Below are 24,303 nucleotides of genomic sequence, written 5' to 3'. Positions count from 1 at the left end.
TCATTGTCGTTTGGGCGATTCGATTTAACATGGCATCTTTTCGTCGTCACCTTCGTCGGTTTTGGCAACTGCCCCAGACCCTGCTAAAGCGGTTTATGACCCGCCTGCTGCGGCTGTTCTGGCTGGTTAGCCAACCCTCCCGCCTGGCCCGCTCTGGCTTCGTGCTGCCGACAACCACGCTATTACTGCTTTTGATCGTTCTCACTGCCGGGGCACTAACCTTTCGATCCCTGGGCCGCAGTGGGCAGATCATCGCCCAGCGAGAGCAAAAAGTTATTGTCAACGCCGCCACCCCCGCCATTGACCGGGCCAAAGCCAAGATCGAGTTTCTCTTCAATAAAGATCCCCGCTTCCCGTCTGGTCTTCCCGCCAGCGATATCTTGGCTGATATGATGCTGGACCCGGCTGGAATGTACACTGGCCGGGTATCAGCCATTGGTGATCCCTACACATTGCCAGATGAAACCCGGATTAATCTCAACCCGAATCACCCCGACGATGAAGGGCTAGATAACGCCTGGGTATTTAAGTCTGATATCAATGGCGATGGCACCGTTGCTAGCGACGAAGTCGTTATCTATTCCATTTTGGTGGATGATGCCGGTCCCTACGAAGAAGCTGACGTTACCCTACAAGAGCCTCCCAGCCAAAATAAGGCCCAGGCTCTAGTGACCCGCACCGGCCCCCTGGCCACCACTGAAGCCACCGAGCTCTGCCAAGGGGCTATTTCTGAAGGGGGTTGGCAGGTAGTGGATGCTGCCAATAACTCTACCCTGCAGAAAAACTTTCAGGTGAATGCCTTCGCCATCAATAGCAACGACGTCAATCGCACCCTGGAGACCCTAGAGTTTCAACAGGCTCGGGAGGCGGAGAGGGCAAATAAATGGGGAGCCTGGTTTAACTACGATCTAGAGATCTTCCCCGGTCCTGACTTTAACTGGAACGGAGCAATGCATACGGACGGTAATCTGTTCGTCCGGGGAGGATTAAATGCTCATATGGTCAGCTCTCATAACTCCTGTTTGTATAGCCAGGAGTCATCAGAAATCACCTTATCTCAGGATGAGAATAATCCTGACCCTGATTCTGGTGGCTTTCAGGGGCAAGTGGTGAAAGGAGCCGTTACCCAGGACGACTTTTCTGGTAGTAGTGCAGATTTTCACCTGTATCAAACAGACGATAATACTCCCCCTAGAACCGGCTGGGACATGGGAAATGGGGATGACTCTGTGACGACTGATGCTGGCGCCAAGCTATCAGATATTGCTACTAACCCTCTGACGTTATTAACCAAAGGCATTCACGAGCACATTGATCCCAGCACTTGGGACCGCGATCCAAACTGGCCTAATTCAGATGCCTCCCAGCAAGGTCGCATTCTAAACGACAACGTGATCAGACCCTTCGTCGATGACTTCTACCGCGCCGATGATCGCTGGGGACCCAAGCCTAAATACAACGAAGAGCATGGCCTTGAGGCAGATAATAAGCAGGTTGGCGATCCCATCACAGCTGTAGGTGAATTAACCGATGAAAACGAAGGTCTAGATGGTTTTTGGGAACGGCAAGCTATTAATAGGGGCTTACGCCTGATCGTGGGCGAGCGACTAGAGCTGGGGAATACATATGGTTGGAATGCCAGCCCTCTAGATACCACTTCAGATCCGAATATAACGGATCCAAGTTCTAATCCTAACAATAACCCTATTTCTCAGCCTGATTCACTCTATCCTCCTGACCTAACCTTGGGATTGACAGGTGCTGACCGGGGTGGTCCCCATGAAGTGCTACAGCGCCGCTCGCTGCGGGATAATCTGGCGGCTGTACAGGGGATGGTGGTGTATCACTACGAGGGGGGTGGCAGTGCCTCAGATGGTGAGTTCCCAGCAGCTTGTGTAGCTCTAACGGCTCATCCCGGCACTATGGAAAGCATTATCAATAGTCGTACCTTTGATTATTTAACACTCAACACCACTACTGCTGATGATATCAAGGTCGACTTTCTTAAAGGGCATGGCACCAATGGTTGGGAATTTGCCTATCCTTCTACCTTCGCGACAGCAAGTAACTTCGGGACTCAATATGACTTAGCCACCTCTCCTTTGAAGAAGGCTCTAAAGAATCTTGCCTACTTCGCTGGAGATCCGCACGGCGGAGCCCCCTCTTTTGGGCCGTTCCAAGATGACTTTGTTCATCCATTTCCCTATCTCGCTATGTGGGGTGACTTCTCTCCCCTGAGGCAAATTGTCGAAAGCGGCACCGGTTACGGCAGCCTTAGCTTTGCCGACCAGGCAACGCTACATTCTTCGGCTTGTACGCTCGGCCTGCTGGCTTACAACCTAGACAGCCTCAACACAGAGTTTGATGACATCACCGACGCTCAGTGGAGTGATGCTGCTAGTGGAATCGCCAAAACTTTATTAGACCTGGTGGATAATGGAGTTCCTTTAGCGGATGTAGACACCACACCACCTGACGTCTGGATTGAGGAGGCTGAAGCTGCAGGTGCACCCGCAGCTGAAATAGCTCGCATGAAGGTTGCTGCAGATTACTGGCAGGTTCTCAGAGACCGGACCTTCGGTTTTGCTACCGGCGCAGGACTTGAAGCAGCAGCTACCCCACCCACACCACTATTCGGGATCTATGACCAGGCTAATGGGACTTTTGAGCTCGATGCTGTAGGGACGACCTACGGCGACGATCCGCCTATTTCATATAACCTCAGCTGTGATCCAAACTCATTTAGTGACTTTGGCATTACAGATCCTGAAGAAGCGCTCACACTCGCGCTAGCCCTATGTCCAAAGACAAACGTTCCAAAGTATCCTTCCCTTTATTATCTATTTCCTAGGGCGAGCCATGATCAGAGCGCAAGTGCTGACTCAACTGAGCTAACGGCTTTGGGAATTGCCGATACAGCTCAACCCACTGGAGAGGAATACATTGATGCCACAGCAGTTGATCCAGGTTTAATCCCGCCTTATTTAATATCCAGTGTCCTAGTTAACGACGGATTCACTTATCAAGTTGTAGATGATGGTGCTGATGAACCTGATAACTTATCTGATCTTGCTCTAGTTGCTCGGGTCCCAGGGGGTACACCAACATGGCAACTTCCGTTTACGGCTGATTCCTCGGCTGATTTAGACACATCTGCTGGTAATCAGCCCGATGATAGGCCATTCGCTATTAATAATCCGGCTGGTGGTATTCTGAATATTCCTTTCCTCGATAAGGGCATCTACGACGGTCGGGAACAGCTAGCAATCCGAGTGCTCGACATTGACCTCAGCCGCCTTGCTAACGAAACCAATGGTTCTGGTGATTACTGGCTAGCGGCAGATCGAGAGAATGGCGGTGAGGGCATTATCTATGCCTTCCGAGAAGACGCCGTGCGGGAAGACGAAATCGTACGACCGAAACACACCGATGCTGGCTGGGGACCTAGTGCAACCACCGATTGTTCGGTGCTGGCTAACCTCAAGACTGATAATGACTGCAGGATGACGGTTGAGCCCGGGGGCACGATTCAAGACCCGCCGCTGAGCGATCGCCTCGTCAGCCCCAAACCTGTGGACTATTATCCCGACCCGATGCGGCGTAACCATGGCTTCCGATTTAAAGATGGGGCCGATATCAGTGGCGACCTAGATAGAGACCCAGGGATGACCTTTGTCACCGATAACTCGGTCTATATCCAGGGCAACTTCAACCTGCACAGCGACGATGGGGTGACACCAAATCTAGAAGAGTTCGTAGACGGCCAAACTCTTAATGATGGCGATGTTGCCTATGGCGATCCGTTCTATACCGCTCGCACTGACCTCAACACCGATACCTTTGCCACCCTCGACGATGACCATTGGCGACCGGTAGAGATTTTGTCTGATTCATTCACGATCCTGTCGGACAACTTCCAGGATGGGGCCGTTGACGATACTTTTCTTGAGATTACTCCGGCTAACTATGGAGCAGGAGAATCCTCTTACCAAAACCAGAATCGCCCCTACTTTGAGACAGATCCCTCAGATCCCGGCTCTATCTTTAATCGAGAGAGATGGGTTCAAGAAGGAGAGTGGCTCTATGAAGAAGATGTTGATCCAAATACTAATGATCCTGATGATCCAGCGGCGCCGGTTTGGATTGACCGTAACGGTGGTTATTACATTAATCGATATGATGATGATTCACCACCAACTGCCGACCCTTGGCCTAATTTTGAGCTAGATAATAAGGATCCCTTTGGTGTCGGTAACTTTATTGAGTTCGGATTTGATAGTGACGATGAAAAGAGGCACAAGCGCAACTTAATTCGGGCCGGAGAAACCTTCGTGAATTCACTGTTCATCAGTGGCATTATTCCCTCCCAAGGCGGTCAGAACAATGGCGGCTTTCACAACTTCCCCAGATTCTTAGAACTGTGGAATACCGGTACAACTAAGTCTGACGAGACTTTCAATAATGCTATCGATTTGTTCATCGCCGGATCCTTCTTCCAGTTCGATTTCTCCACCGGCAGTACCGGCTTGTTCGACCAGGATGCCTGGGAAAGGACGCAATCAGCGGATATCAATGAAAACAACATCTACTTCTACAGTCCGCCCGGTCGACGCTGGGGATTTGATGTGGGTTTGCTCTACCAGCCGCCAGCCCCGGCAGCGCGACGCTTCGTCACCATTGAGTCGCCTCGCAGCGAGTACTACCGAGAACTGCCTGCGAATGACCCTTACATCGAAAATTTGCTCTGTGCTACCGATGATGGGGGCACCCGGGTATTCAATGCCTCTGATTTCCCCAATGTCACATGTCCCTAGTTGATTCTGGTAGGAGGTGTATCGCCTTGCTGATGCTATCCATTCGGAGAAAATTACAGCGCTTGGCTCTGCAGCGAGGCGATTGCCACCTTGCCTGTCAAGAAGATGGCTTGACCCTGATCGAAACCCTAGTAGCGATTGTCGTGATTGCCCTCACCTTGGGGGCCATTACCCCGGCTCTGGTAATTGCTGTGGCTACACGGGTGCAGAGCCAGCGGGCGGAACAGGCCTTGGCTGTAGCCCAAGGGGAAATCGACCAAGTGCGATTAATCGTGGAGCAGGGGGGGTACGAGGATACCGATTTACCCCAGTCTGTGCCCAGTCTGAATGACTCCACGCCTGCTACGATGGTGCCTCCAGACCAAGAAGATCCCCTAGATTCGACAACCGCCTATGACTCCCTGCCACCGACTAAAACCCGGGCCGTCGATGTTGATGGGGATGGCGATCCGGATTTCGGCATCCAGGTCTATCGCACCGGTGGAGTATCCATAGGCAATAAACCAGTGGCCTTCGGTCTGGGAGTTCGGGTCTATGACATTCAGGCCCTAGACTCCACCAGCACCAACACCCTAGAGGCCGACCCATCGCGCTTAGGCATTACTGGCGGAGAAGGGGAACGGGGCAGACGGCCTTTGGCTGCGCTCTACACCAGTGTTGTGCGGGGGGAAGACACGGAATCTTACTGTGAATACTTCGACCTGATCAGCAGCCCTGGCGACTCAACCCCGCAGGGATGTACCTGACAACAGCATCTTTTATTCGTTTGGTTAACGTATTTAACTTCTTCTAGCGCCATGGTTTCTCGACGGCTTGGGTTCCATCTCTACCATCACCTGCTACGCGGCAAACGAGCTGGGTTTACGTTGCTGGAAGTGCTGGTCTCGTTAATCATTGCCAGTATTGTGGTATCAGGGTTGCTGTATTTGGTCGTAGAGCTGTTGCAAATTAATCGCCGGGAGGAAGCCCTGACCGAGACCCAAACCAATATGCAGCGGGCCATGACCTACATCACCCGAGATGCCCAAGAAGCGGTCTTTGTCTACTCCACACCCACGACTGTGACCAGTCAACTGGATGACTTGCCTGCTGGAGAGCCCATTTTGGCCTTCTGGCGGTTAGAGCCCCTAGATTCAGATGACTACGCAGGCATCGGAGACTGTTCCACCGCCTTTTCTGGGACGGAAGAGGAGGAGTGCAATACCCTGAAGGTGAGGCACAGTACCTATAACCTGGTGGTGTATTTACAACAAGACAATGCGGCTAGCGATATTTGGCAGGGGCCGTCGCGGATTATTCGCTATGAGTTGCCTAAATATGCTGATGTGTCTAACCTAACTACCCGGGATGGTTATGCCGATCCCACTACTGAGCATCCAACGCAGTCTGGCGAAACCAATAGCTTTTCCAACTGGACTGCTGATAATAGCGTTAACACTGATGGGTTTTCGGCTGTACTGGTCGACTATGTCGATCTTGCCACTGCCACGCCCCCCTCAGATTTGGCCAACTGTCCCTCATCGGCCTATGAGCGCATCCCCTCCACGCCAGCCGATGGCAATAGTTTCTTCGTGTGTGTGCGAGGCACAGATCCTGACGCCGAAGATGCCATAGACCGCTTAAATCAAGATCTGATCGTGTATCTGAGAGGAAATGCCACCACTGGTCGACCGGGCTTAATCAACACCTACAGTGAAGAAGGGCGTCTGCCCACCTTACAAGCTCAGATCTTGATCCGCGGCATCTTAAATAAACAACCCAATACTAACTGAATTGACTAAGGGCTATCCGCCATGAAGCGCTGTTTGCAGCATCTAAAATCTCCCTCGCATGCTGGCTTTACCCTGTTGGAAGGCTTAGTTGTTTTGATCATAGTGGCCATCCTGGCAGGCATCGCTGCCCCGGGCTGGTTGGCCTTCTTAAACCGGCAGAGAATGAACACTGTCCGCAGCGATTTGGTAGACGTGCTGAAACAGGCGCAGACAACGGCCCGTCAGCAACGGCGAAATGTGACAGTTAGTATTGTGGATCCCGCTGTTCCTTCGGTAAGTGATGGAACGACGCAGATACTGGGCGGTGGCAATTTTCCGGAAGGAACCATCCAGTTAAGTGCTTACATCAACGAAGACACGAATCCGGCTACGTCTGTAACTTTTGATTATCAGGGCAGACCCGAAGATGAGGCCAGTGTGCCTTTTGTATTCAGCATTTCGCCTACGGGAGTACCGGCTCAGCGGTGTGTGATTGTGGCCAATTTACTCGGTAGTCTAAAAACCACTGAAGGCGATAATTGCAATAATCCTAGTGTTACTCCCTGATTAACCGGATCGTCACGCTGAACTCAGGGACGAGATTTCAGCTTAGTAGGTAGCCCGAATTATGGGTAGGATGCATTACGCTGTCGCTAACGCGTCAGCCCAGACTGCGGTGCGTTGGACTAGCGCCACAACAGACCCTACAGCATCGTTTAATTAGGACGTCCTACTTATGAGATGCGATCGCAACAGACTCTCCGATATATTGGAGGCAATCGAGCACAGTGGACGGTATGCCGCTTTATGACTCCTGCCGAGCTTGAGCAACTGGGCATTACCCTGCCCCCCACCCAATGGCAGCTGCCCTACGATGACGGCGAGCCCATGGAAACCCAGCGTCACAAGATGCAGATGGATCTGCTCATTGATGCCCTAGAGGGGTGGCTGCAGCAGCGCGACGATGGCTACGTGAGCGGCAACATGTTTGTGTACTACAGCCTGGCCCAGGTGAGAAACCAAGACTTCAAGGGACCAGATGTCTTTGTGGCCTTAGGGGTGCCCCAGGGCGAGCGGCTCAGTTGGGTGTGCTGGGAAGAGGGCAAAACGCCTGACCTGGTGATTGAGTTACTGTCCCCGAGTACGGCCGCCTTCGATAAGGGCGATAAACGACAGATTTATCAAGAGCAGCTGCATGTGCCCGAGTATTTCTGGTTTGATCCCTTCCAGCCCGAGGATTGGGCCGGCTTTCAGCTGCAGGGGGGCAGCTACCAACCGATTCAGCCGAATGCCGATGGCTTGCTGGTCAGTTCAGTCCTGCAACTGGCCTTGGTACGCTGGTCGGGACTCTACCGCGGCGTCGAGACCACCTGGCTACGCTGGGCCGACCTAGATGGCCACCTGCTGCCGACGGCGGCTGAGCAGGCGCGCCAGCGGGCCGAGCAGGAGCAACAGCGGGCCGAGCAGGAGCGACAGCAGGCCGAGCAGGAGCGACAGCGGGCCGAGCAGGAGCGGCAGCGGGCCGAGCGCCTGGCCCAGCGGTTGCGGGAATTGGGTGTTGATCCAGACCAGGTGCAGTAAAGGGCAGAAATCAGACCTAAGAGGACAATGGTAATCTCGGCCTTGGCCTACTAGGTTATTAAGCTTGCTGTCGCCCCATGGCCAGCAGACGCTCAGCGACTTCTGGGGGGACTGGCATTACCGAGAGGCGATTGCCTCGCTTCACCACCTGTAGTTCCTCAGGGCTAAAGGTATCCCGCAGGGTACTGAGGGGAATGGCCTGGGGAAAGGTTTCACCGTAGCGCACCGTGACCGTCTGCCAACGGGGACCATCTGGGGTGGACTTGGGATCGTAGTACTTGCTCTGGGGGTCGAACTGGGTAGGGTCGACCACGTTGGCCGCCGCAATCTCTATCAGGCCAACGACGCCTGGGGGTTTGGTATTGGAATGGTAGAAGAAGGCCAGATCGCCAGATTCCATGGTCCGTAGGAAATTGCGCGCCTGGTAGTTACGTACCCCGTCCCAGATTTCCTCACCATCCCGTTGCAGATCGTCGATGCTGTAAACATCCGGTTCAGATTTCATTAGCCAGTATTGCATCGGGTAATGTCTCTAGTAAGGCTGCTTGACAGGGCGTCGACGGTCTCAGGGTAGCTTGGCGTCCAGCGTCATGATAGCTGAGTCGTAGCTCCAGGGGCTCTGGGGGATGATGGCCTAAATGCTCAGACCACTCGATGGCCATGATGCCTGGGACAAACTCGCTGCCGTCCCAATAGCTCTCTAAATAGAGCTGATCGGCGGCTGCCGCCTCTAGGCGGTAGAGATCGACATGATAAAGGGGAAGACGCCCCTGCTCATACTCATTGATTAGGGTAAAGGTAGGACTGTTAATGGGCTCAGTGATCCCTAGCGCCGCTGCCAGGCCTTTCACCAAGGTGGTTTTGCCGCTGCCTAGGTCCCCCATGAGTAAAATCACGGTACCAATGGGCAGATGTTGGCCCAGATAGTGCCCTAGGGCATAGGTGGCCTCGGCATCTGGCAAAGTAATAACGACTGGCATCCAGTCCATCGCCATCTTGGGTAACGTCCCCAGGCTATTGCTCAGATTACGTCCATTTCACTCTACCGCTATCGAGACCTCAAGACTCTATGATTGTAACGGTGGCCAGCTTTAAGGGAGGCGTCGGCAAGACAACGACGGCCATTCACCTGGCGGCGTTTTTGCAGGGTCACGCCCAGACGCTGTTGATCGATGCTGATCCTAACCGCTCTGCCTTGGGCTGGGCCAGCCGCGGCCAACTGCCCTTTCCCGTAGTGGATGAATGGCGGGCAGCAGAACAACCCCGACCCTATGACCATGTGGTGATCGATACCCAGGCCCGCCCCACCGCCGAGGATCTGACAGTACTCTCGGATAGCTGTGACCTGCTGGTGTTGCCCACCACTCCAGACATTCTGGCCCTAGATGCCCTCACCCTCACCGTGGCTCATCTGAATGCCATCCGCGTCAGCCACTACCGCATCTTGCTGGTGGCAATTCCGCCCCATCCTAGCAAGGCCGGGGCAGAGGTGCGGCAATTGTTGCAAGAAGCCCATTTGTCCCTGTTTCAGGGAGGCATTCGCCGCTATGCGGCGTTCCAGAAGGCTGCCCTGAGGGGAGTGCCGGTGTATGCGGTGGCAGATCCTAAAGCTGAGGAAGCTTGGCAGGATTATCAGGCCATTGGTCAGGAACTCCTGCAGGTAGCCGCGGGGAGGGAGCGGGGGAGATGATGAGGTGTGGAGGATGGGGGGTGGGTGACGCGTTTAGGGCCGGTTCGCGGCAGCCAGTATAGCCCCCTCCTTACTGCCGGTTAAGGAGACAGCCGCTGAATATCCCAGCCATCTTGGTGACGGGTGTACAAAAACCGATCGTGCAGGCGATTCGAGCGCCCTTGCCAAAATTCAAAGCTGTCAGGAACGACCCGATAGCCTCCCCAAAAGTCTGGCAGGGGGATCTGGCCTTGCTTAAACTTTTGCTGCATGTGGTCAAACTGGGCTTCTAGCAACTGCCGCGATGAGATCACCTGGCTCTGCTGCGATACCCAGGCTCCAATCTGGCTGCCCCGGGGGCGAGACGAGAAATATCGCCAGGATTCCATCGTCGAGATCTTCGTCGCCATCCCTGTAATATGCAACTGCCGTTCCAGGCCATACCAGGGAAACAACAGCGATACCTTGGGATTATGCTGCAGCTGTTGGGCCTTACGGCTGCCGTAATTGGTGAAAAAGACAAACCCCTGCGGGTCAAAGTACTTCAGCAATACCGTGCGCTGGTAGGGCATGCCATCGGCCGCCACCGTGGCCACCACCATGGCGTTGGGTTCTAGCAACTCGGCGTCACAGGCCTCTTGAAACCAACGCTGAAACTGCTGCAGCGGATCTGCGGCCAAGTCTGTTCTCTGTAAGCCTCGTTGGCTATATTCTCGACGCAGGGCGGCAATGTCCATAACCGTTTTAAAGGCAGAAGGCAGAAGGCAGAGGGCAGAAGGCAGAGGGCAGAAGGCAGAGGGCAGAAGGCAGAGGGCAGAAGGCAGAGGGCAGAAGGCAGAGGGCAGAAGGCAGAGGGCAGAAGGCAGAAGGCAGAAGGCAGAGGGCAGAAGGCAGAAGGCAGAAGGCAGAGGGCAGAAGGCAGAGGGCAGAAGGCAGAGGGCAGAAGGCAGAGGGCAGAAGGCAGAGGGCAGAAGGCAGAAGGCAGAGGGCAGAAGGCAGAGGGCAGAAGGCAGAAGGCAGAAGGCAGAGGGCAGAAGGCAGAACAGGACTCCCCTATGAAGTCTACCGTCGGACTTTAATGGATAGAGGGGCGTAATATTTACTGGCCAGTACTAGTTGTAGTCGGGGCAGGGGTCGGTCTCGGGTCCCAGGGGATGCATGGCGCAGATCAGGCGAGTGCGACCGTGACCTCGACCATAATAATGGCGACAACCTAGGCAGGTCGAGGGTTGACGCTGGGTAAAGTTAGGGCCATGGCTAGGGAATCTGAGCCGTAGCCGCCTGACATCTCCGCCTGCTGCTATCACCGCGGTCCGCAGCCGTTGGCCATGGTCATGGGACACCGTAGATAGCTGGGCCTGTATCCGTAAGTGAGGGGCTCCCTGTACTAGCCGCAATTCTTGCCTTAGTACTGTCCCGCCCAGCTCGTCGATACCCTGGGCGATGCTCTGGCCAATCGACCCCACGGACTGCCCCTGGGCGGCCAGATAGAGGGAGGCCGATGGCATTGATACCTGCAGCACCACTTGACCGTAGATGCTGTCATCCAGGGCGCTCAATACTAGGGACAGAGAAGAATCCACCATATCTATAGCGGAGTCAGAAACTGGCGAAAGTCTTCGTCTTGCTGGCTTAAGCCGGCCCAGGCCACTCCCTGCCGCTGGAAATGGTCTACTAGACGGGCGCAGGCAGGCCGTTCGGTGGCGTAGTGACCAGCATCGATCAAAACCAGGTTGCGATCGCGTCCCTCCTGAAACTGATGGAATTTGCAATCCGAAGTGAGATAGGCTTGGGCCCCCGTCTGGGCCACCGCCTTCAAGAAGCTGGCCCCCGAGCCCCCCAACACCGCCAGTCGCTGAACCGGCTGGCTCAGATCGGCCTGCGGAGAAAAGAGCACATCCGGCGGCGATAACACCTGGCGAATGGTCAACAACAGCGATTTCAGCGGCTGCGGCTGCGGCAAATTCCCCACCCGGCCATAGCCGATCCCGGCGTCAGTCGGCACCACCGGCTCGGGGTCCTGGAGGTGCAGCAGTTGCGCCAACACATCGGCGGTACCATCGGCTACCTGGTCAAAGTTGGTATGGGCACTATAGATGCCAATGCCATGCAGCAGAGCTAACCGCACCATCTCTCCCACCGGATTCCCCCGATCAACGACCTTCAAGGGGCTGAAGATCAAGGGGTGGTGGGCAAAGATAAGATTCACTGGGGTGCCCTGCTGCCGCAGCGCCAGGGCCTCCTGCACCACGGCTAAGGTCGGCGTCAGGCACACCAGCACCTGCGGCGGCTGCTCCAGTACTCCCGGCTGCACCTGCCAGCCGCAGTTATCCCAACTCTCCTGCCAGCTAGGAGCGGCCCAGCCCTCAAACCAATCGATCAAGTCTGCAATCGTCATAGCTCTACCCTAACGTAGACCCCGATCCCGGCTCCAGGCCTACCTCACCGTGACGAACCGCTCCTGGGCCAGAGCCCGCAGCCGCTGCATGTCCTCCCGGCGGGCAATGGATAGGGGCACAGTGCTGGTAATTTCATGGAGCAGCAGGGCCGTGTCCAACTGCCGTTGCTCATACAATGCCCGGTAGAGGGCGGCATTGATGACATGTTCGATCTCTGCCCCACTAAAGCCTTCGGTGGCCTGGACTAGGGTATCCAAATGAAAGGTCGAAATCGCTTGGTTGCGGCGCTGCAAGTGAATCTCTAAAATGGCCTGCCGCTCAGCGGCATCGGGGAGATCCACGAAAAAGATCTCATCGAAGCGACCCTTCCGCAGTAATTCCGGCGGTAATTGCGACAGGTCATTGGCCGTCGCCACCACGAAAATATCCTGGGACTTCTCCTGCAGCCAGGTGAGGAATGAGCCAAACAATCGGCGACTGAGGCCACCATCACCCTCCCCACTGGTTTGGCCCATGCTCTTTTCGATTTCATCAATCCAAAGCACCACCGGCGCCATGGTCTCGGCCATGGTCACGGCCCGGTGAAAGTTTTTCTCCGACTCGCCGATGTACTTGTCGTATAGACGCCCAGCATCGAGTTTCAGCAACGGTAGCTTCCACTGTCGGGCCACGGTTTTGGCCGCCAGAGACTTACCACAACCCTGCACCCCCACGATCAAGATGCCCTTCGGGGCCGGGAGGTTATAGCGATGGGCCTCGGGGCTAAAGCCGACCCAAGCCCGCTGCAACCACGCCTTCAGTCCCTGGAAGCCGCCCAACTGGGCCATATTCGCCGCCGCCGGTAGATAATCCAGCAGTCCCCCCTCATGGATAACCTGGGCCTTCCGTTGCACCACCCGCTCCACATCGGTGGCGATCAGCTTCCCATCGGCCAGGGCGGCATAGGCAATGACCTGGCGGGCCTGCTTTAGAGTCATGCCTCGCATCGCCTGCACCAGAGCATGAATATCTTCCGGGCTGAGATCGACTTTGGCCCGACTGCCGAGATTTCGCATTACTTGGGAAATGGTCTGGTAGAGTTCATCCGGCGAGGGTAGCTTCAAATCAAAGTAAACGGCTTCCTGGTGCAGGGGAGAGGGCAACCGCATACTGTCTTCTGTGATCACCAGAGTGGAGCGATTGAAGGAAAACTGATGGGCCACCTCGCGAAATTGACGCGCTACCACCGGGTCCTTCAGATGGCGGCCGAAATCCTTCAGCCAGTAAATGGCTCGGTAGGTGATGCCGTCCAAGTGACGCAACATATCCAGGGGATCGGTGGTTTTACCGATGGGGGTAGGCCGTTGACCATCGCTACCATTGCGCCAGCGATTGCCGGGGCTCCCCGGCGACCGCATCAGTCCCTGGGCTACACTCCATTCAAACACCATCATCTGCAGATCCTTACAGGCAGTATGAATCAGGGTTTCGACTCGCTCTTCTTCTACGGTCTCGATGGCGATGATGGAATGGAAGGAGATCACCAGGGTTTGAAAATGCCGAACACTGGATGCAAAAGACATGGCAACGGCCCAAGTAAGTTAGCCAGCGACAGACCCACCTGTAATGGGGATGACTCCAATTACAGGCTGACAGTCACCCCAAGCGTAACCAACTGGGTGCGGAATCCCTAACTTGAGATTGTTGTTCTTGCCACTTAAAGATCTGATCGAGCTGCTGGGTGCTAACCAGACCATACTGCCAGAGCACGATAGGTAGCAGGTTGGGGGCATGACGACTCTGCCGCAGGCCCAAATTAATCGAATCTACCGGTACGGCTAACTCATAGCGCAAAAATGAGATCAGGTCTTCCTGAGGGGGCGATGTATCCATAGCATCCTGATGGGTGACGGTATCGTTAGACAATAGCGAAAAATCATGCAGAGCGGCTGACTCTAGAGACAGAAATTAAGCTGCTGTTATATTCAAGGGTTGGCCCCCCACCAGTTCTTGTGATCCGAACCCGCTGCAATGCCGGGGAAAGGGGGAATTGGCAGTTGTCGTTTTAGGGCATGGTTGCTTGCTCAACTGCTTAGTTCAGGAAGATCGATTGGCTAGCCCTAGACAACTGAGGATGAGCGTTCCCACCCTAGGGTGGGAACCCTGAGGATAGGGCAAACCACTGCCAGCATAGCCATAGTAAAGGCAGAAGTACACATCTTGCTGCCCAGGGATTTCAGGCATCCAAATCGTCCCGACAAACTGCGATTTGCGATACCAATCCTGAGCTGCCGGCTACATCAGTACTTCCGTGCAGACAGCCCCAGGGAATCGACCATGCCGCGTTAGGGTGCCAGTGATCCCATGTCTACCCTCGATGATTTAAGTCTGATTCGCCTATTCGTTCAAGGGAATGCTTGTTTGAAGTCGAATCAGCATTTGAGAATTCAACCGGCTGACAACGACTGTCAGTTAATCGGTCAGCATGGCCAATGGTTAGCCGTCGCCCAATTAAGAGAACTACCACCGACCGTCTGTATACGGAAGCAGACGGATTATGCTGAGCTATTGCAAAAGGTCTTGCTGGTTCACGATTATGTCCCCGTTGGCTGTGATGCTGCCCCAGAGGTTTGTCGCTACGAATATCACCCCACTCCCGCTGGCTATGAGTTGCGCTACACCCAAGCCCGAGAGCTATGGAAAAGTTGGTGGACCCGCCGTCGCCATCTACAACGGCAGGCCATCCAAACTGATTTATTGATATTCACCCAGCGGGAGTGGTACCCAATTCGCGACATTATCTTGAATCAGGGTACCCTCTTCCTGAAAACCTACCTAGGGGAAACAGCCCACCAGGGCGATGATTGGGTGGTGTGGCTGGACAAAGACCAGGCGGAAGAGACTCAGTATTTACCGGCTCGACCAACTGCAGCAGTTAGATCATCTCGGCAGAATGAGTCCACGGCTGCTGACCCAGCGTCGCTGGTCGTCCCGCTGCCACCGCCTCCAATTCACCGGGTGCCAGCCCCTGTGGCTCAACCATCTCCCCCGGGGGCTGCTGTAAAAAACCCAAATCCCCCTAAGTTACTAGAGGATGTAGTTCGCCATGAACCGGGCCGGCTATGCATTCGCACCTCTCTCGGTGACGTCATTGTGGAAGGGGACCACCTCAGGTGCTACTTAGATGAAGCCTCTCCCTCGTCGCCACAACCTGAAGCAATGGCCCGGCCCGTGAGGGTCAGCTTAAGGGAATGGCAAGGTTAGGCTTCGCCAGTGATAGACAGGACATCCACCCAGACGCGAGGACATACGCCGCCTGGAGTAATTTCCGGCTCTGGTTCGATATAGAGGATCGACTGCAGCACCGAGCGAATGTCCCCGGCGACGGTGGCCGATTCGATGCTGACTCGTTTGCCTTGGTTCACCAGCCAGCCGTCAAAGGGCAAAGAGAAGGCGCCCTGCAGGGCATTGACGCCGGCATGAAGGGCCTGTAGCTCGTCGATCCAGACCACATTATCTGCGGTGTCTAGGCTCAGGGGCTCAGGGGCCGACTCTGCCGCAACCACGTGGTAGAAGGAGGGACTGACGCTGACTTTAGCGCCGATACTGGCGTGGCCTGTGGGTTGGGCACCTAGCCGCTTGGCGGTACCAGCACTGTGGAGGAAGTTACTCAGTTTCCCGGCGGTGATAATGGCCACTCGCCGGGTGGGGGTACCTTCGCCGTCGAAGGTTTCGGCGCTGATATTCTCGGCATGGAGGGCATCGTCGTAAACCGTCAGCAGCGGTGAGGCGATTTGGGTACCCAGGGAGTCTGGGGTGGATAGGCTACGGCGATCGAGAATGCTCTGGGCGTTGAATAGGTTGGAGAAGGCGTCAAGCAGACTGAGAAAGGCTTCGGCCGAAAACACGACGCGATACTGGCCGGAAGGAATGGGGCGATAGTCTAGATGACTGATGGTTTTCTCTTGGGCTTCTTTGATGCAAGCTTGCACGTCCAGCTTTTGTAGCCCTCGATGGAGTCGAATCGACCCGGCAGAGCGAGGCTTGCGCCCCTCTTGCTCGGTCTTGCTGTAGAGGTAAATGGACGCGTAGGAGCGATTTTCTTGGCGTCGGGCCCCGGCACTGTTGAGGTAGAACCGTTCCAGGCTCCGTTGGGCCAGGCCGTTGTAGGGCACACTTGCGATCGCAGGGTGAGCATTCAGCAATGCCTGTTCTGCCGTAACCAAGGTCTCAAGCAACTCAGGCACCTCTACCGGGGGAATCAGCCCCACGTCCTTATCAGCAATGGCAGCTGTTGCCTCAGGACTAAAGTCAGGGATATGCTCCTTGGCTCCGAAGGCACTGGCTTCCTGGGCCGTCTGCAGCGCCAACTCCAACCCCTTCGGATCGACATCGGTGGTGGTGGTAACCCCGAGGCGGCCCTGATCATTCCAGACCCGCACGATCACCGACGAGCGCTGAGAGGCCTTGACCTGCTTCGGCTCTCCCTTATCCACCTGGACGCTGGTTTCATCCACCGACGCCCCGTAGAGGTCGTACTTCCCAATCCCCAACTTGCGGGCACTGGTCTCGGCATAGGTTGCAATGTCTTGAACCGTTGGCATGATTGCGCTGTGATTGAGTGAAATGAAATAACTGAGCAGACTGATATAGCAGACCTGTGGTCCGCTGATACCCTATCATCCCAGAGATACCCTAGCGGCCACCGACCGTAATCGAGTCTACCTTCAGGTGGGGCTGCCCTACGGTGACATAAATACTGCCACTAATCGAGCCGCAGAACCCCGGTGCCAGCCCCAAATCCTGAGAGCACATGGAAATCTTCTGCATGATCTCCTTGGCCTCCCCAATCAACGTGGCCCCCTTGAGGGGTTTGGTAATCTGGCCATTTTCAATCAAATAGGCCTCATCGACGGCAAAGTTGAACTGGCCGGTAGGGCCCACACTGCCGCCGCCCATTTTCTTGCAATAGATGCCCTTATCCACCGAGGCAAAGAGTTCTTCCAAGGAGTAATCGCCCGGGGCAATATAGGTGTTGCGCATGCGCGACGCCGCGGCATAGGTATAGTTTTGCCGCCGTCCACTGCCGGTACGGGGATGGCCAGTGCGCAGGGCCCCCGCCCGATCACTGAGGAAATTCTTCAAGACGCCGTTTTCGATCAACAGCGTGCGCTGGGTAGGCATCCCTTCATCATCCATGTCTAGGGTGCCAAACTCCTGAGGTGACCGCCCCTCATCCCAAGCCGTCAAGCTCTCATGGGCAATTTTCTCCCCTTTCTTATCGATGAAGGGAGTGGTGCCCCGCTCGATTTGGGTCGTCTCTAGCAGGTGACCACAGGCTTCGTGGAAAATCACCCCGCCAAACTGATTGGCCATGATAATGGGATAGTTACCCGACTCCACATAGTCGGCATAGAGCATCTTCCCAGCCGACTCGGCAATCCCATTGGCCGTCGTTTCGTAGTCCCACTGGCGCAGAAAATTGGGATCACTGCTATCACCCTGCCGCTGACTGATAGAGCTGCGGTGGTCGCCGTCGGCACAGAGCAGATTAAAGCCCACCGATTGAGTCAGGCGAATATCGCGGGCAAAGGTGCCATCACTGGCGGCCACCAAGACTTCCTGCCAATCCCGAAAATACGTGGCCCGCCGGGCCTGGATATGGCTCGCCTGCCGGGCCAAGACACCATTGGCCGCCAACAGCACATCCCCCATCTCTTGCATGGAACTGCACCGCTGCAGCCAGCCTTCCTTCTGGTTGGCAGCGGCATAGTCCCGCATTAACTCCAAATTGATCTCAGGAATGTGGGCGTGAGGCCCCGGCAACGATAGGCCTAAGATTGCTAGCCCCTTTTCCAGGGCCACTTTCAACCCAGTGAAGGAGAGATCATTGGTGCTGACATAGCAGTCGCCCTTACCCCGAAAGACGCGCACCCCAGCACCGGTAACCAGCCGCGGGGAGAGGCTGGTAATGGCATCGTCTTCGGCTAGGCAGCTAATAAAGTGATTGTGCTCTAGGAAAAACTCGACTAAGTCGGCTCCAGCCGCACGGCCCAACCCCAGCAGAGTGGCCAAGGGAGCTTCCCAAGTATCATCGAAGCGGTCGCGCGTGGCCGTATAACTTAAATGGGGAATTTCTTGGGTGCGCAGCAGCTGAGTGGGCGAGGTAGCAACCGTCATAGGGTATCGATCCTGCGGTTTGTAACTGTTTTCATCAGTCTAACAAACCAGATTTCAGATTTTGGCACAGATTAGCCCTTAGCACTCCCGGTCCTTTACAGCTGCCTAATAGCTCATGGCAGCGATCAAACGATGGTATTACCGCTTCGCTCTCCATCCAGCCCGTCGCAATGGGCAACCCTGCTTCACTCCCTACAAGACCCCTATCGGATCTAGCCAGAGCAAAACGGCTCTCTGCAATCGATTCAAATCGCGATAGAACTCCTGTTTAATGAATTGGCCAATGGCATCTAATGGGCTGTAGGACTGGCCTGGTTGCCAGGAGATGTCCTGGGCGACAGGAGTCGTATGGGTGCCAGGTAGAATCTGCACTGTGGTTAACTCAGGGAACCGAGACACCAGCACATCGGCTAGGGAGTGGGTTTGATCGATCTCATCCCGGCGAAATTTAATTAGAAGATTGCGGCGCACGGAGTATTGCTCGGCAGCAATCTCCAGGGTTTGTTGAGGAGATGGGGTAAATTCCACCGCCAGATTGGGAGAAAACTGCATCACCTGATCCAGCAGCGGGATAGACCGCCGAGCCGGATAATTATTGAAACACATGAGGATATTGCCAGCCCGCTCGGTACTCTGGGAATGCTTCAGGGGCAGGCTATTGATTAGCAGATGAACTTTGCAACCCATACTGTGACCTAACCCGTAAATCGGTAGATAACCTAGCCCCCGTTGTCGGTGGAGATAATGCCACCCCTGCTCGAAGGTAATCGCGACTTCTTTGGCGATGGTGGCATGGTCGAAGGTATTGACAAACGGCGTGGCCACAACCGCGTATCCTTGTCGCCCTAACTGTTCTAGCAGCCACTGGTAGGTGAGATGAGGGGCTGCCGCTACAAACGCTCCGCCCAAAAAATGAATGATGGCCTTGGGACGAGGGGGAACCCACAACCAGTTGCCAGAGACTTCCTGCCAGTCAATTGCCATGGGGGCAACCTTTACAAAACTTCAAATCAACCTTCTCTATCCTAAAGGGGTTTACTCCGCCATGGTGACAATAGCTCAGGCCCCTGTGGGGTCAACTATTGCACCGGATAAAGCTCCTGTGCTACTGTGATATCTCGCTTGGACGTATAGCTCAGTTGGTTAGAGCGCCACGTTGACATCGTGGAGGTCACTGGTTCGAGTCCAGTTACGTCCATCCCCTGAAAACCCGTAGCTTCAAGGCATTTCAACGATTGCATAGGGCTGGCAAAACGGGGAAATGGGTGCGGAAGCTTCCCGGAATTTGACGAAAGAATGGGGCTTTTGGCTGTTTAATGGGTGCGGAATGGTGCCGTGAATTATGCCCAGGACACCTAAAGGCGAAGTTGCGATCGCGAACAAAGAGGGATGGATACAGCTCCGGTGGCGCCACCATGGGAAGCGCTACTACCTCAGCCTTGGGTTACGGTATGACCCGATCAACGTTGAGGTTGCAAAGCGCCGGGCCTCAGAAATTCGGCTGGATATGCTCTCCAATAACTTTGACGCAACGTTGGGGAAATACCGCACAGACCCCAGCCAGCAACCGCAGATCATAACCGCTGTTGACTTGTTCGAGCGGTTCATTGAGTGGAAAGCGAAGCGGGTCCAGGCTCGCACCTTAGAGAAGTACTACGGCCTGGTGACCTGGCTTCGAGAATATTTTGGCGACGGTGCTGTGGGGAGCGAAGACACTGCTGACGACTTCCTGCAATGGCTTATGGAAAACCTAGAGCCGTCCACAGTGTTTGAGCGGTTGGGCCTGCTCAAGGCTGCATGGGATTGGGGCATAGAGCAGGAATTGGTGACGGCTAACCCCTGGTCAGAATTGACAATCCGCAAGTCGCCAAAGCAGAAGCCTAGAGCATTCAGCAGGGATGAGGTCAAACGAATCATTCAAGGGTTCAGGGACTCTCCCTACTATTGCCACTATGCCGACTATGTCCAGTTCAAGTTTGCGACGGGATGCCGAACTGGGGAGGTAAATGGGCTCCGGTGGCGCCACCTGAATGAAGATTGCACCGTGGTCTGGCTTGGTGAAGCCTACAGCCATGGAGAGTTTAAGGACACCAAAACCAAGAAACCCAGGGAAGTGAAGCTGAGTGCTTCCCTGGCTGAGATGTTGCGATCGCGAATGTCTGCAGGCGTCGAGGGCGACGATCTGGTGTTCCCGGCTCCAGAGGGGGGACCGATGGACGCCAAGAATTTCAGTGCTCGGGGATGGGCTAAGGTGCTGGCCGCCGCTGGCATAGAGTATCGGTCGGCCTATCACACCCGCCACACGTTTGTGAGCCATGCCCTAGCGTCTGGCATGAACCCGGTAGAGGTTGCCGCAATCACGGGCCATAACGTCAAAACACTCTACGAAAACTATGCCGGCCTCATCAAAAGTCATCCAGAAACACCGAACCTGTTCTAAATATTTTTTTTTGCGTGTCCCCTATGAGTATAGGGATAACCCCTACACACCCCTACACGCCCTACACAAGCCCCACACAGCAAGGGTTTCAGCGTGTAGGGGTTGAGATTGCCCCCTACACAGGACCCCTACACACCCCTACACAGCAAGGGGGTCAGCCTTTCGGTTTTCGTGAAATGGTTCGTTTTTGGCCACTGGGCAGGCTGCGTCTGAAGTGTTCGATTGCAGCCTGGTGGGTTTCGGGAGCATCCTGGTTGACCAGCCAGTCGAGAATCAATTCTCGGTTGTAGAGCACTGGGGCCGTGGGGCCGCGACCGCGTTTAACGTAGTGGACGCCGTGAATCCAGCTATCGCGCAGGGTCTTAAGGGAGTCTGGCTTACAGCGCAGGAGTTCACACGCCTCATCAGTGGTCAGCAGGGTCATCTGCATCTACATCCCCCTTGCCCGCTTCAGGCGATCTGAATACCAGGACTGTGGCTGTGGCTGTGGCGGATTAGCCTCTAGGCGCTGTTTCGCCCGTTTCAGGCGGGTAACCAACAGCTCGTCATTGGTTTTCAGCCATTGCCAAAACTGCCGCTTGTCCTCCTGGGTGAGGTAGCCCAGCAGACTGAACAGGTCTGATAGAGAATCCTGGCCCCCCACGAGTGCCGCTTTGCAGATGATCACCAAATCTCTCAACTCGCTCTCACCTAACATGCCCATTCACCTCCCCCGCCATGGGCCTGAGTTCAGGCAACTCCTGGTAGAGATGATCCCGTTGCAGCCCTGACAATCGCTGCAGCTCGGATTCAAAAACTGGTGGGTCATCAGAATAGAGGTTTAGAAGTTGTTTTAAATCCTGTTTCGACAATGAAATGCCATCGCCATCACCGTTGGTATCGTTTTGGGTTGAGCCGCCCAATGCCCGCTCAACCGTGCAGGGCTCATCCTCTCGGGGCTCCCCATCGCCCCCACAAATCCGCAGGCGAATATTGTCAAACCCAGAGCCTCGGTTCCGATCGCGCCGTTTCGAGACATCCAACCCCAATTCATTACAAAACAAATTTTTGAAGTCTTTCACAAATGTCCTGAGACCCACGGTCTTGCTGCCCGTAGCCTCGCACCATGCCACATAGTTCGGGTATAGACAGCTGTCTGCGGGGTTGTTTTTGCCACCGATTTTTGCAAATTCGCCCGGTTGATAAACAACATTTTCGTCCACCCATGCCGCCACACTGTTGGTTTCGAGTAATGTCTCGGCCTGGAACTCACCCATCGAGCGCACGTACTCTCGCGGGTTTTTGATATACCGTTCCATCAATTTATCCGGCATGTCGAGCACCCAGTTGAACACCCCCGGCAGGAGGTCGGCAAACTCGCCTCGTAGACTGCCATCGGGGCAAAAACTAATTAGATCCCGCCGCTCGCCATCAGGAACCACGTGGTTGAAATAGATTGGAATTCGCCTCCGGAATAGTGCATTCGTATGATCGCTGGCAACAATTTCCCTGTTGGTCGCCACCATCACCCACCCCTCCAGGGTGAACCCATCGCAATAATCAGAGTTCTCGTTTTTGCGCTCCCACGGAATAAAATCCTCACCGGTCAATTGTTTGAGCGTGTCGACGGCCGTGGGGTTGTAGTCCGCATCAGGGATGAAAATCAATCGTTTCCCCATGAATCGCCCTGTCTCAAACCTACTGTTGGCGATGCGTGATAGAGAGGTACTGACGGTGTTCGACCTCCCCAGCAGGGCCTGAATTAGACGAATTAACACGCCCTTCCCTGTTCCACCAGGCCCAACGATTTCGAGATAACGCTGAAAATCTGTACGTCCCAAAATCATCGCTTTGAGACAGGCGCGAATGAGTTGGACAACTGTTTTGTCTCCGTTCACCGCCCACCCCAGCCAGTCCACAACCGGGCCACACTCTGCCCCGGGGATGTAATCATAGGGCAATTGCCAGGTGAACCCGTAGTCAGGACTGTGCTCCAGCAGGGTCCTGTCCGAAACCCGCAACACCCCATTGCGGAATGGAATGTAGCCGTGGGCCTGTGGCAGCTGCCGCACCGAGACCCGTTGGCTCAACAGGGCCACAGTATTATCAACCACGGTCAAACCATATTCCCCATCAGTTCCAGCAGCATCTAGCTCCCGCTGCACGAGTTCCTTCACCTCGCGATCGCTGACCCGCTCCCACAGCCCAGGTGTCGTCCTGCCGTATGCATAAAAACTGGAAAAATCGAGCCGCCATTTCAAATGTTTCGACCAGCTCTGCTCCATCAGGGCCGCCAATTTGCCCGTTGGAGGCAGTCGGACCCCGTCGGGGGTGAGGGTGATCGCATCATCGAAACAGCGTTTGACAGTCCAGGATGAATCTGTTTGAGTTGTCGCCGCCGCCCTGCGCTCTGCCAGTTGCCGTTGCGATTCCCGCTCCCAGAGTGGTTTTGTGGCCGCACTGCGAATGGCTCGCACATCGGGTTTATTCAATTTGACGCCATTGGCCCGAGAATGGGCCTGGATGAACGCCTCAACCCGACTCCGCAGTTCATGGCAGTCTCTGTCGAGATGCCAGGCGATCCGCCACAGCCGCTGATACAGGGCCGTCAGCGTGTCGCAGTTTTTGGGCAGGGGAGCATCGCTGAGATACCCCAACCATTGCAGGAAAAACGCTCGGGGGTTTCGCGCGCCCGCCAACAATTGGTCAAAATCAGACTGTGTCCGGCCACTGCCAAAAAATTCAGTGGCCCCACATTTCTCCCCAATATCCCGAGGGATGAGCGTAATTTTGCCGCCCAGGTGCAGCCCCCCCCTGATCAGGGCCTGCATGACGTTGGCGTTGGTCAGGCCATCGCTGTCAAAAACGGTTGTTACCCCAACACCTGCAGGCAGCGTTTTGGCGATATGGGAAACCCCCGCAATTGCACCAACGGGCCGCCCGGTGCGGATGGTGGCGATCGCCGCGTCCTTCCACCCCTCGGTGACGGCGGCCAGGTCGCTAAGCGTTGCACCGGGTGGCACCCACAGTGCCTGCCGGTCAATATCGCCGCGCGGGCTGCAATATTTTGGCGATTCCTGCCCATCCGTCCAGTGGCGGTTATCAGGTCGCAACTGCCCCCATTTATCGCTGTGTGGGGAACCAGATGCCGCCAGACGGGGGGTGTGTAGCCTAGTTGCTGGGCCGCCTCATCCCGGTCGATTGAATGGACACCCCAGGCGATCGCCTGCTCGATCTCAGCGTCGCTCCACCCCTCATCAATGAAGTGCTGGCGGTGTTCGTCACGCAAAAATGCGCTATCATTTTGGTACGACATTTTTTAACTCCTCAAACACTGGCTGCCGGGTCAGTGTTTTTGCTTTAAATGCGAACCCCCGCCGCTCAACTCGCGACCGGGGGTTGTTTTTTGGCCAGGTATTCTCGCAGAGCGGTGATCACCAAATCCGTTCGGGTACATCCCGAAATCTGCGAATGCGATCGCACCTGGTCAATTAACGAATCCGGCAGACGA

At 55.2% G+C, this 24,303-nt stretch carries 22 protein-coding genes and 1 tRNA gene; 10 read left to right on the top strand and 13 right to left on the bottom strand.

Features of this window, described 5'->3' with window-relative positions; translation table 11 throughout:
* Positions 1 to 29 precede the first annotated feature (29 nt).
* From hpsA to XM38_RS06080, 5 genes are all read left to right on the top strand, one after another.
* Positions 30 to 4,814 (top strand): hormogonium polysaccharide biosynthesis protein HpsA, encoded by a 4,785-nt coding sequence (gene hpsA, locus XM38_RS06100; RefSeq protein WP_088429327.1) that lies wholly within the window; start codon positions 30 to 32, stop codon positions 4,812 to 4,814.
* Between the two features lie 26 nt (positions 4,815 to 4,840).
* Positions 4,841 to 5,560 (top strand): type II secretion system protein, encoded by a 720-nt coding sequence (locus tag XM38_RS06095; RefSeq protein WP_137455026.1) that lies wholly within the window; start codon positions 4,841 to 4,843, stop codon positions 5,558 to 5,560.
* A 51-nt stretch (positions 5,561 to 5,611) separates the two neighbouring features.
* Positions 5,612 to 6,586 (top strand): PilW family protein, encoded by a 975-nt coding sequence (locus XM38_RS06090; protein ID WP_080810472.1) that lies wholly within the window; start codon positions 5,612 to 5,614, stop codon positions 6,584 to 6,586.
* A gap of 21 nt (positions 6,587 to 6,607) precedes the next feature.
* Positions 6,608 to 7,132, top strand: a complete 525-nt coding sequence (locus XM38_RS06085) for a GspH/FimT family pseudopilin (protein ID WP_080810474.1) — start codon at positions 6,608 to 6,610, stop codon at positions 7,130 to 7,132.
* A 240-nt stretch (positions 7,133 to 7,372) separates the two neighbouring features.
* Positions 7,373 to 8,146, top strand: a complete 774-nt coding sequence (locus tag XM38_RS06080) for a Uma2 family endonuclease (RefSeq protein ID WP_080810475.1) — start codon at positions 7,373 to 7,375, stop codon at positions 8,144 to 8,146.
* Positions 8,147 to 8,204: 58 nt separating this feature from the next.
* Here the strand turns inward: XM38_RS06080 and XM38_RS06075 are convergent, their stop codons facing one another.
* Positions 8,205 to 8,666, bottom strand: coding sequence for an EVE domain-containing protein (locus XM38_RS06075; RefSeq protein WP_080810477.1), 462 nt, complete (start codon positions 8,664 to 8,666; stop codon positions 8,205 to 8,207).
* Complete coding sequence (gene tsaE, locus XM38_RS06070; RefSeq protein ID WP_315862179.1) at positions 8,641 to 9,126, bottom strand: tRNA (adenosine(37)-N6)-threonylcarbamoyltransferase complex ATPase subunit type 1 TsaE; 486 nt, start codon at positions 9,124 to 9,126, stop codon at positions 8,641 to 8,643. Before tsaE ends, XM38_RS06075 begins: the two co-directional genes overlap by 26 nt.
* 89 nt (positions 9,127 to 9,215) lie before the next feature.
* Between tsaE and XM38_RS06065 the strand changes: the two genes are divergently transcribed.
* Complete coding sequence (locus XM38_RS06065) at positions 9,216 to 9,836, top strand: ParA family protein (RefSeq protein ID WP_080810480.1); 621 nt, start codon at positions 9,216 to 9,218, stop codon at positions 9,834 to 9,836.
* A gap of 80 nt (positions 9,837 to 9,916) precedes the next feature.
* Here XM38_RS06065 and pdxH read toward each other — a convergent pair whose 3' ends face one another.
* Positions 9,917 to 10,552 (bottom strand): pyridoxamine 5'-phosphate oxidase, encoded by a 636-nt coding sequence (pdxH, locus tag XM38_RS06060; RefSeq protein WP_080810482.1) that lies wholly within the window; start codon positions 10,550 to 10,552, stop codon positions 9,917 to 9,919.
* Between pdxH and XM38_RS25805 the strand changes: the two genes are divergently transcribed.
* Positions 10,545 to 10,874: a hypothetical protein gene (locus tag XM38_RS25805; protein WP_080810484.1), complete on the top strand. Its 330-nt coding sequence runs from the start codon at positions 10,545 to 10,547 to the stop codon at positions 10,872 to 10,874. The two genes, pdxH and XM38_RS25805, sit on opposite strands and share 8 nt — an antisense overlap.
* Before the next feature lie 53 nt (positions 10,875 to 10,927).
* On the opposite strand, the gene XM38_RS06050 is transcribed toward XM38_RS25805, so the two are convergent.
* From XM38_RS06050 to XM38_RS06035, 4 genes are all read right to left on the bottom strand, one after another.
* The gene (locus XM38_RS06050; protein ID WP_080810485.1) at positions 10,928 to 11,401 is read right to left on the bottom strand and encodes a hypothetical protein; all 474 of its coding nucleotides are present in this window, start codon (positions 11,399 to 11,401) and stop codon (positions 10,928 to 10,930) included.
* Positions 11,402 to 11,403: 2 nt separating this feature from the next.
* On the bottom strand, positions 11,404 to 12,213 hold the full coding sequence (locus XM38_RS06045; RefSeq protein WP_080810486.1) for a Nif3-like dinuclear metal center hexameric protein: 810 nt from the start codon (positions 12,211 to 12,213) through the stop codon (positions 11,404 to 11,406).
* A 39-nt stretch (positions 12,214 to 12,252) separates the two neighbouring features.
* Positions 12,253 to 13,776, bottom strand: a complete 1,524-nt coding sequence (locus tag XM38_RS06040) for an AAA family ATPase (protein WP_080810488.1) — start codon at positions 13,774 to 13,776, stop codon at positions 12,253 to 12,255.
* Positions 13,777 to 13,849: 73 nt separating this feature from the next.
* Positions 13,850 to 14,086 carry a DUF2949 domain-containing protein gene (locus XM38_RS06035; protein WP_080810490.1) on the bottom strand — a complete coding sequence of 79 codons (237 nt, stop codon included), beginning with the start codon at positions 14,084 to 14,086 and terminating at the stop codon, positions 13,850 to 13,852.
* A gap of 471 nt (positions 14,087 to 14,557) precedes the next feature.
* On the opposite strand from XM38_RS06035, the gene XM38_RS06030 reads away from it, so the two are divergent.
* Complete coding sequence (locus tag XM38_RS06030) at positions 14,558 to 15,457, top strand: hypothetical protein (RefSeq protein WP_088429325.1); 900 nt, start codon at positions 14,558 to 14,560, stop codon at positions 15,455 to 15,457.
* Here XM38_RS06030 and XM38_RS06025 read toward each other — a convergent pair.
* From XM38_RS06025 to XM38_RS06015, 3 genes are all read right to left on the bottom strand, one after another.
* On the bottom strand, positions 15,454 to 16,797 hold the full coding sequence (locus XM38_RS06025; RefSeq protein WP_088429323.1) for a TldD/PmbA family protein: 1,344 nt from the start codon (positions 16,795 to 16,797) through the stop codon (positions 15,454 to 15,456). The two genes, XM38_RS06030 and XM38_RS06025, sit on opposite strands and share 4 nt — an antisense overlap.
* A gap of 91 nt (positions 16,798 to 16,888) precedes the next feature.
* Positions 16,889 to 18,373 (bottom strand): TldD/PmbA family protein, encoded by a 1,485-nt coding sequence (locus XM38_RS06020; RefSeq protein ID WP_080811587.1) that lies wholly within the window; start codon positions 18,371 to 18,373, stop codon positions 16,889 to 16,891.
* Positions 18,374 to 18,565: 192 nt separating this feature from the next.
* Positions 18,566 to 19,351 carry a DUF1350 family protein gene (locus tag XM38_RS06015; protein ID WP_088431547.1) on the bottom strand — a complete coding sequence of 262 codons (786 nt, stop codon included), beginning with the start codon at positions 19,349 to 19,351 and terminating at the stop codon, positions 18,566 to 18,568.
* A 146-nt stretch (positions 19,352 to 19,497) separates the two neighbouring features.
* Between XM38_RS06015 and XM38_RS06010 the strand changes: the two genes are divergently transcribed.
* Positions 19,498 to 19,571, top strand: a tRNA-Val gene (locus tag XM38_RS06010).
* 144 nt (positions 19,572 to 19,715) lie between these two features.
* The gene (locus XM38_RS06005) at positions 19,716 to 20,813 is read left to right on the top strand and encodes a tyrosine-type recombinase/integrase (protein ID WP_080811588.1); all 1,098 of its coding nucleotides are present in this window, start codon (positions 19,716 to 19,718) and stop codon (positions 20,811 to 20,813) included.
* A 154-nt stretch (positions 20,814 to 20,967) separates the two neighbouring features.
* Here XM38_RS06005 and XM38_RS06000 read toward each other — a convergent pair whose 3' ends face one another.
* The 3 genes from XM38_RS06000 to XM38_RS05990 are packed head-to-tail and all read right to left on the bottom strand — an operon-like array spanning position 20,968 to position 23,905.
* Entirely contained in the window at positions 20,968 to 21,243 is a 276-nt protein-coding gene (locus XM38_RS06000; protein WP_080811590.1) for a helix-turn-helix domain-containing protein, read from the bottom strand.
* Entirely contained in the window at positions 21,244 to 21,510 is a 267-nt protein-coding gene (locus XM38_RS05995; protein ID WP_137455025.1) for a hypothetical protein, read from the bottom strand.
* A complete protein-coding gene (locus tag XM38_RS05990; RefSeq protein ID WP_137455024.1) occupies positions 21,500 to 23,905 on the bottom strand; it encodes a DNA primase family protein in 2,406 nt (801 codons plus the stop codon). The genes XM38_RS05995 and XM38_RS05990 overlap by 11 nt, the downstream gene beginning before the upstream one ends.
* Positions 23,906 to 24,303: the final 398 nt, after the last annotated feature.

The organism is Halomicronema hongdechloris C2206, from assembly GCF_002075285.3.
In the GTDB taxonomy this organism is placed as follows: domain Bacteria; phylum Cyanobacteriota; class Cyanobacteriia; order Phormidesmidales; family Phormidesmidaceae; genus Halomicronema_B; species Halomicronema_B hongdechloris.
Note: the sequence above shows the minus strand (reverse complement) of the source record. Positions and strands in the feature narration are given on the sequence as shown.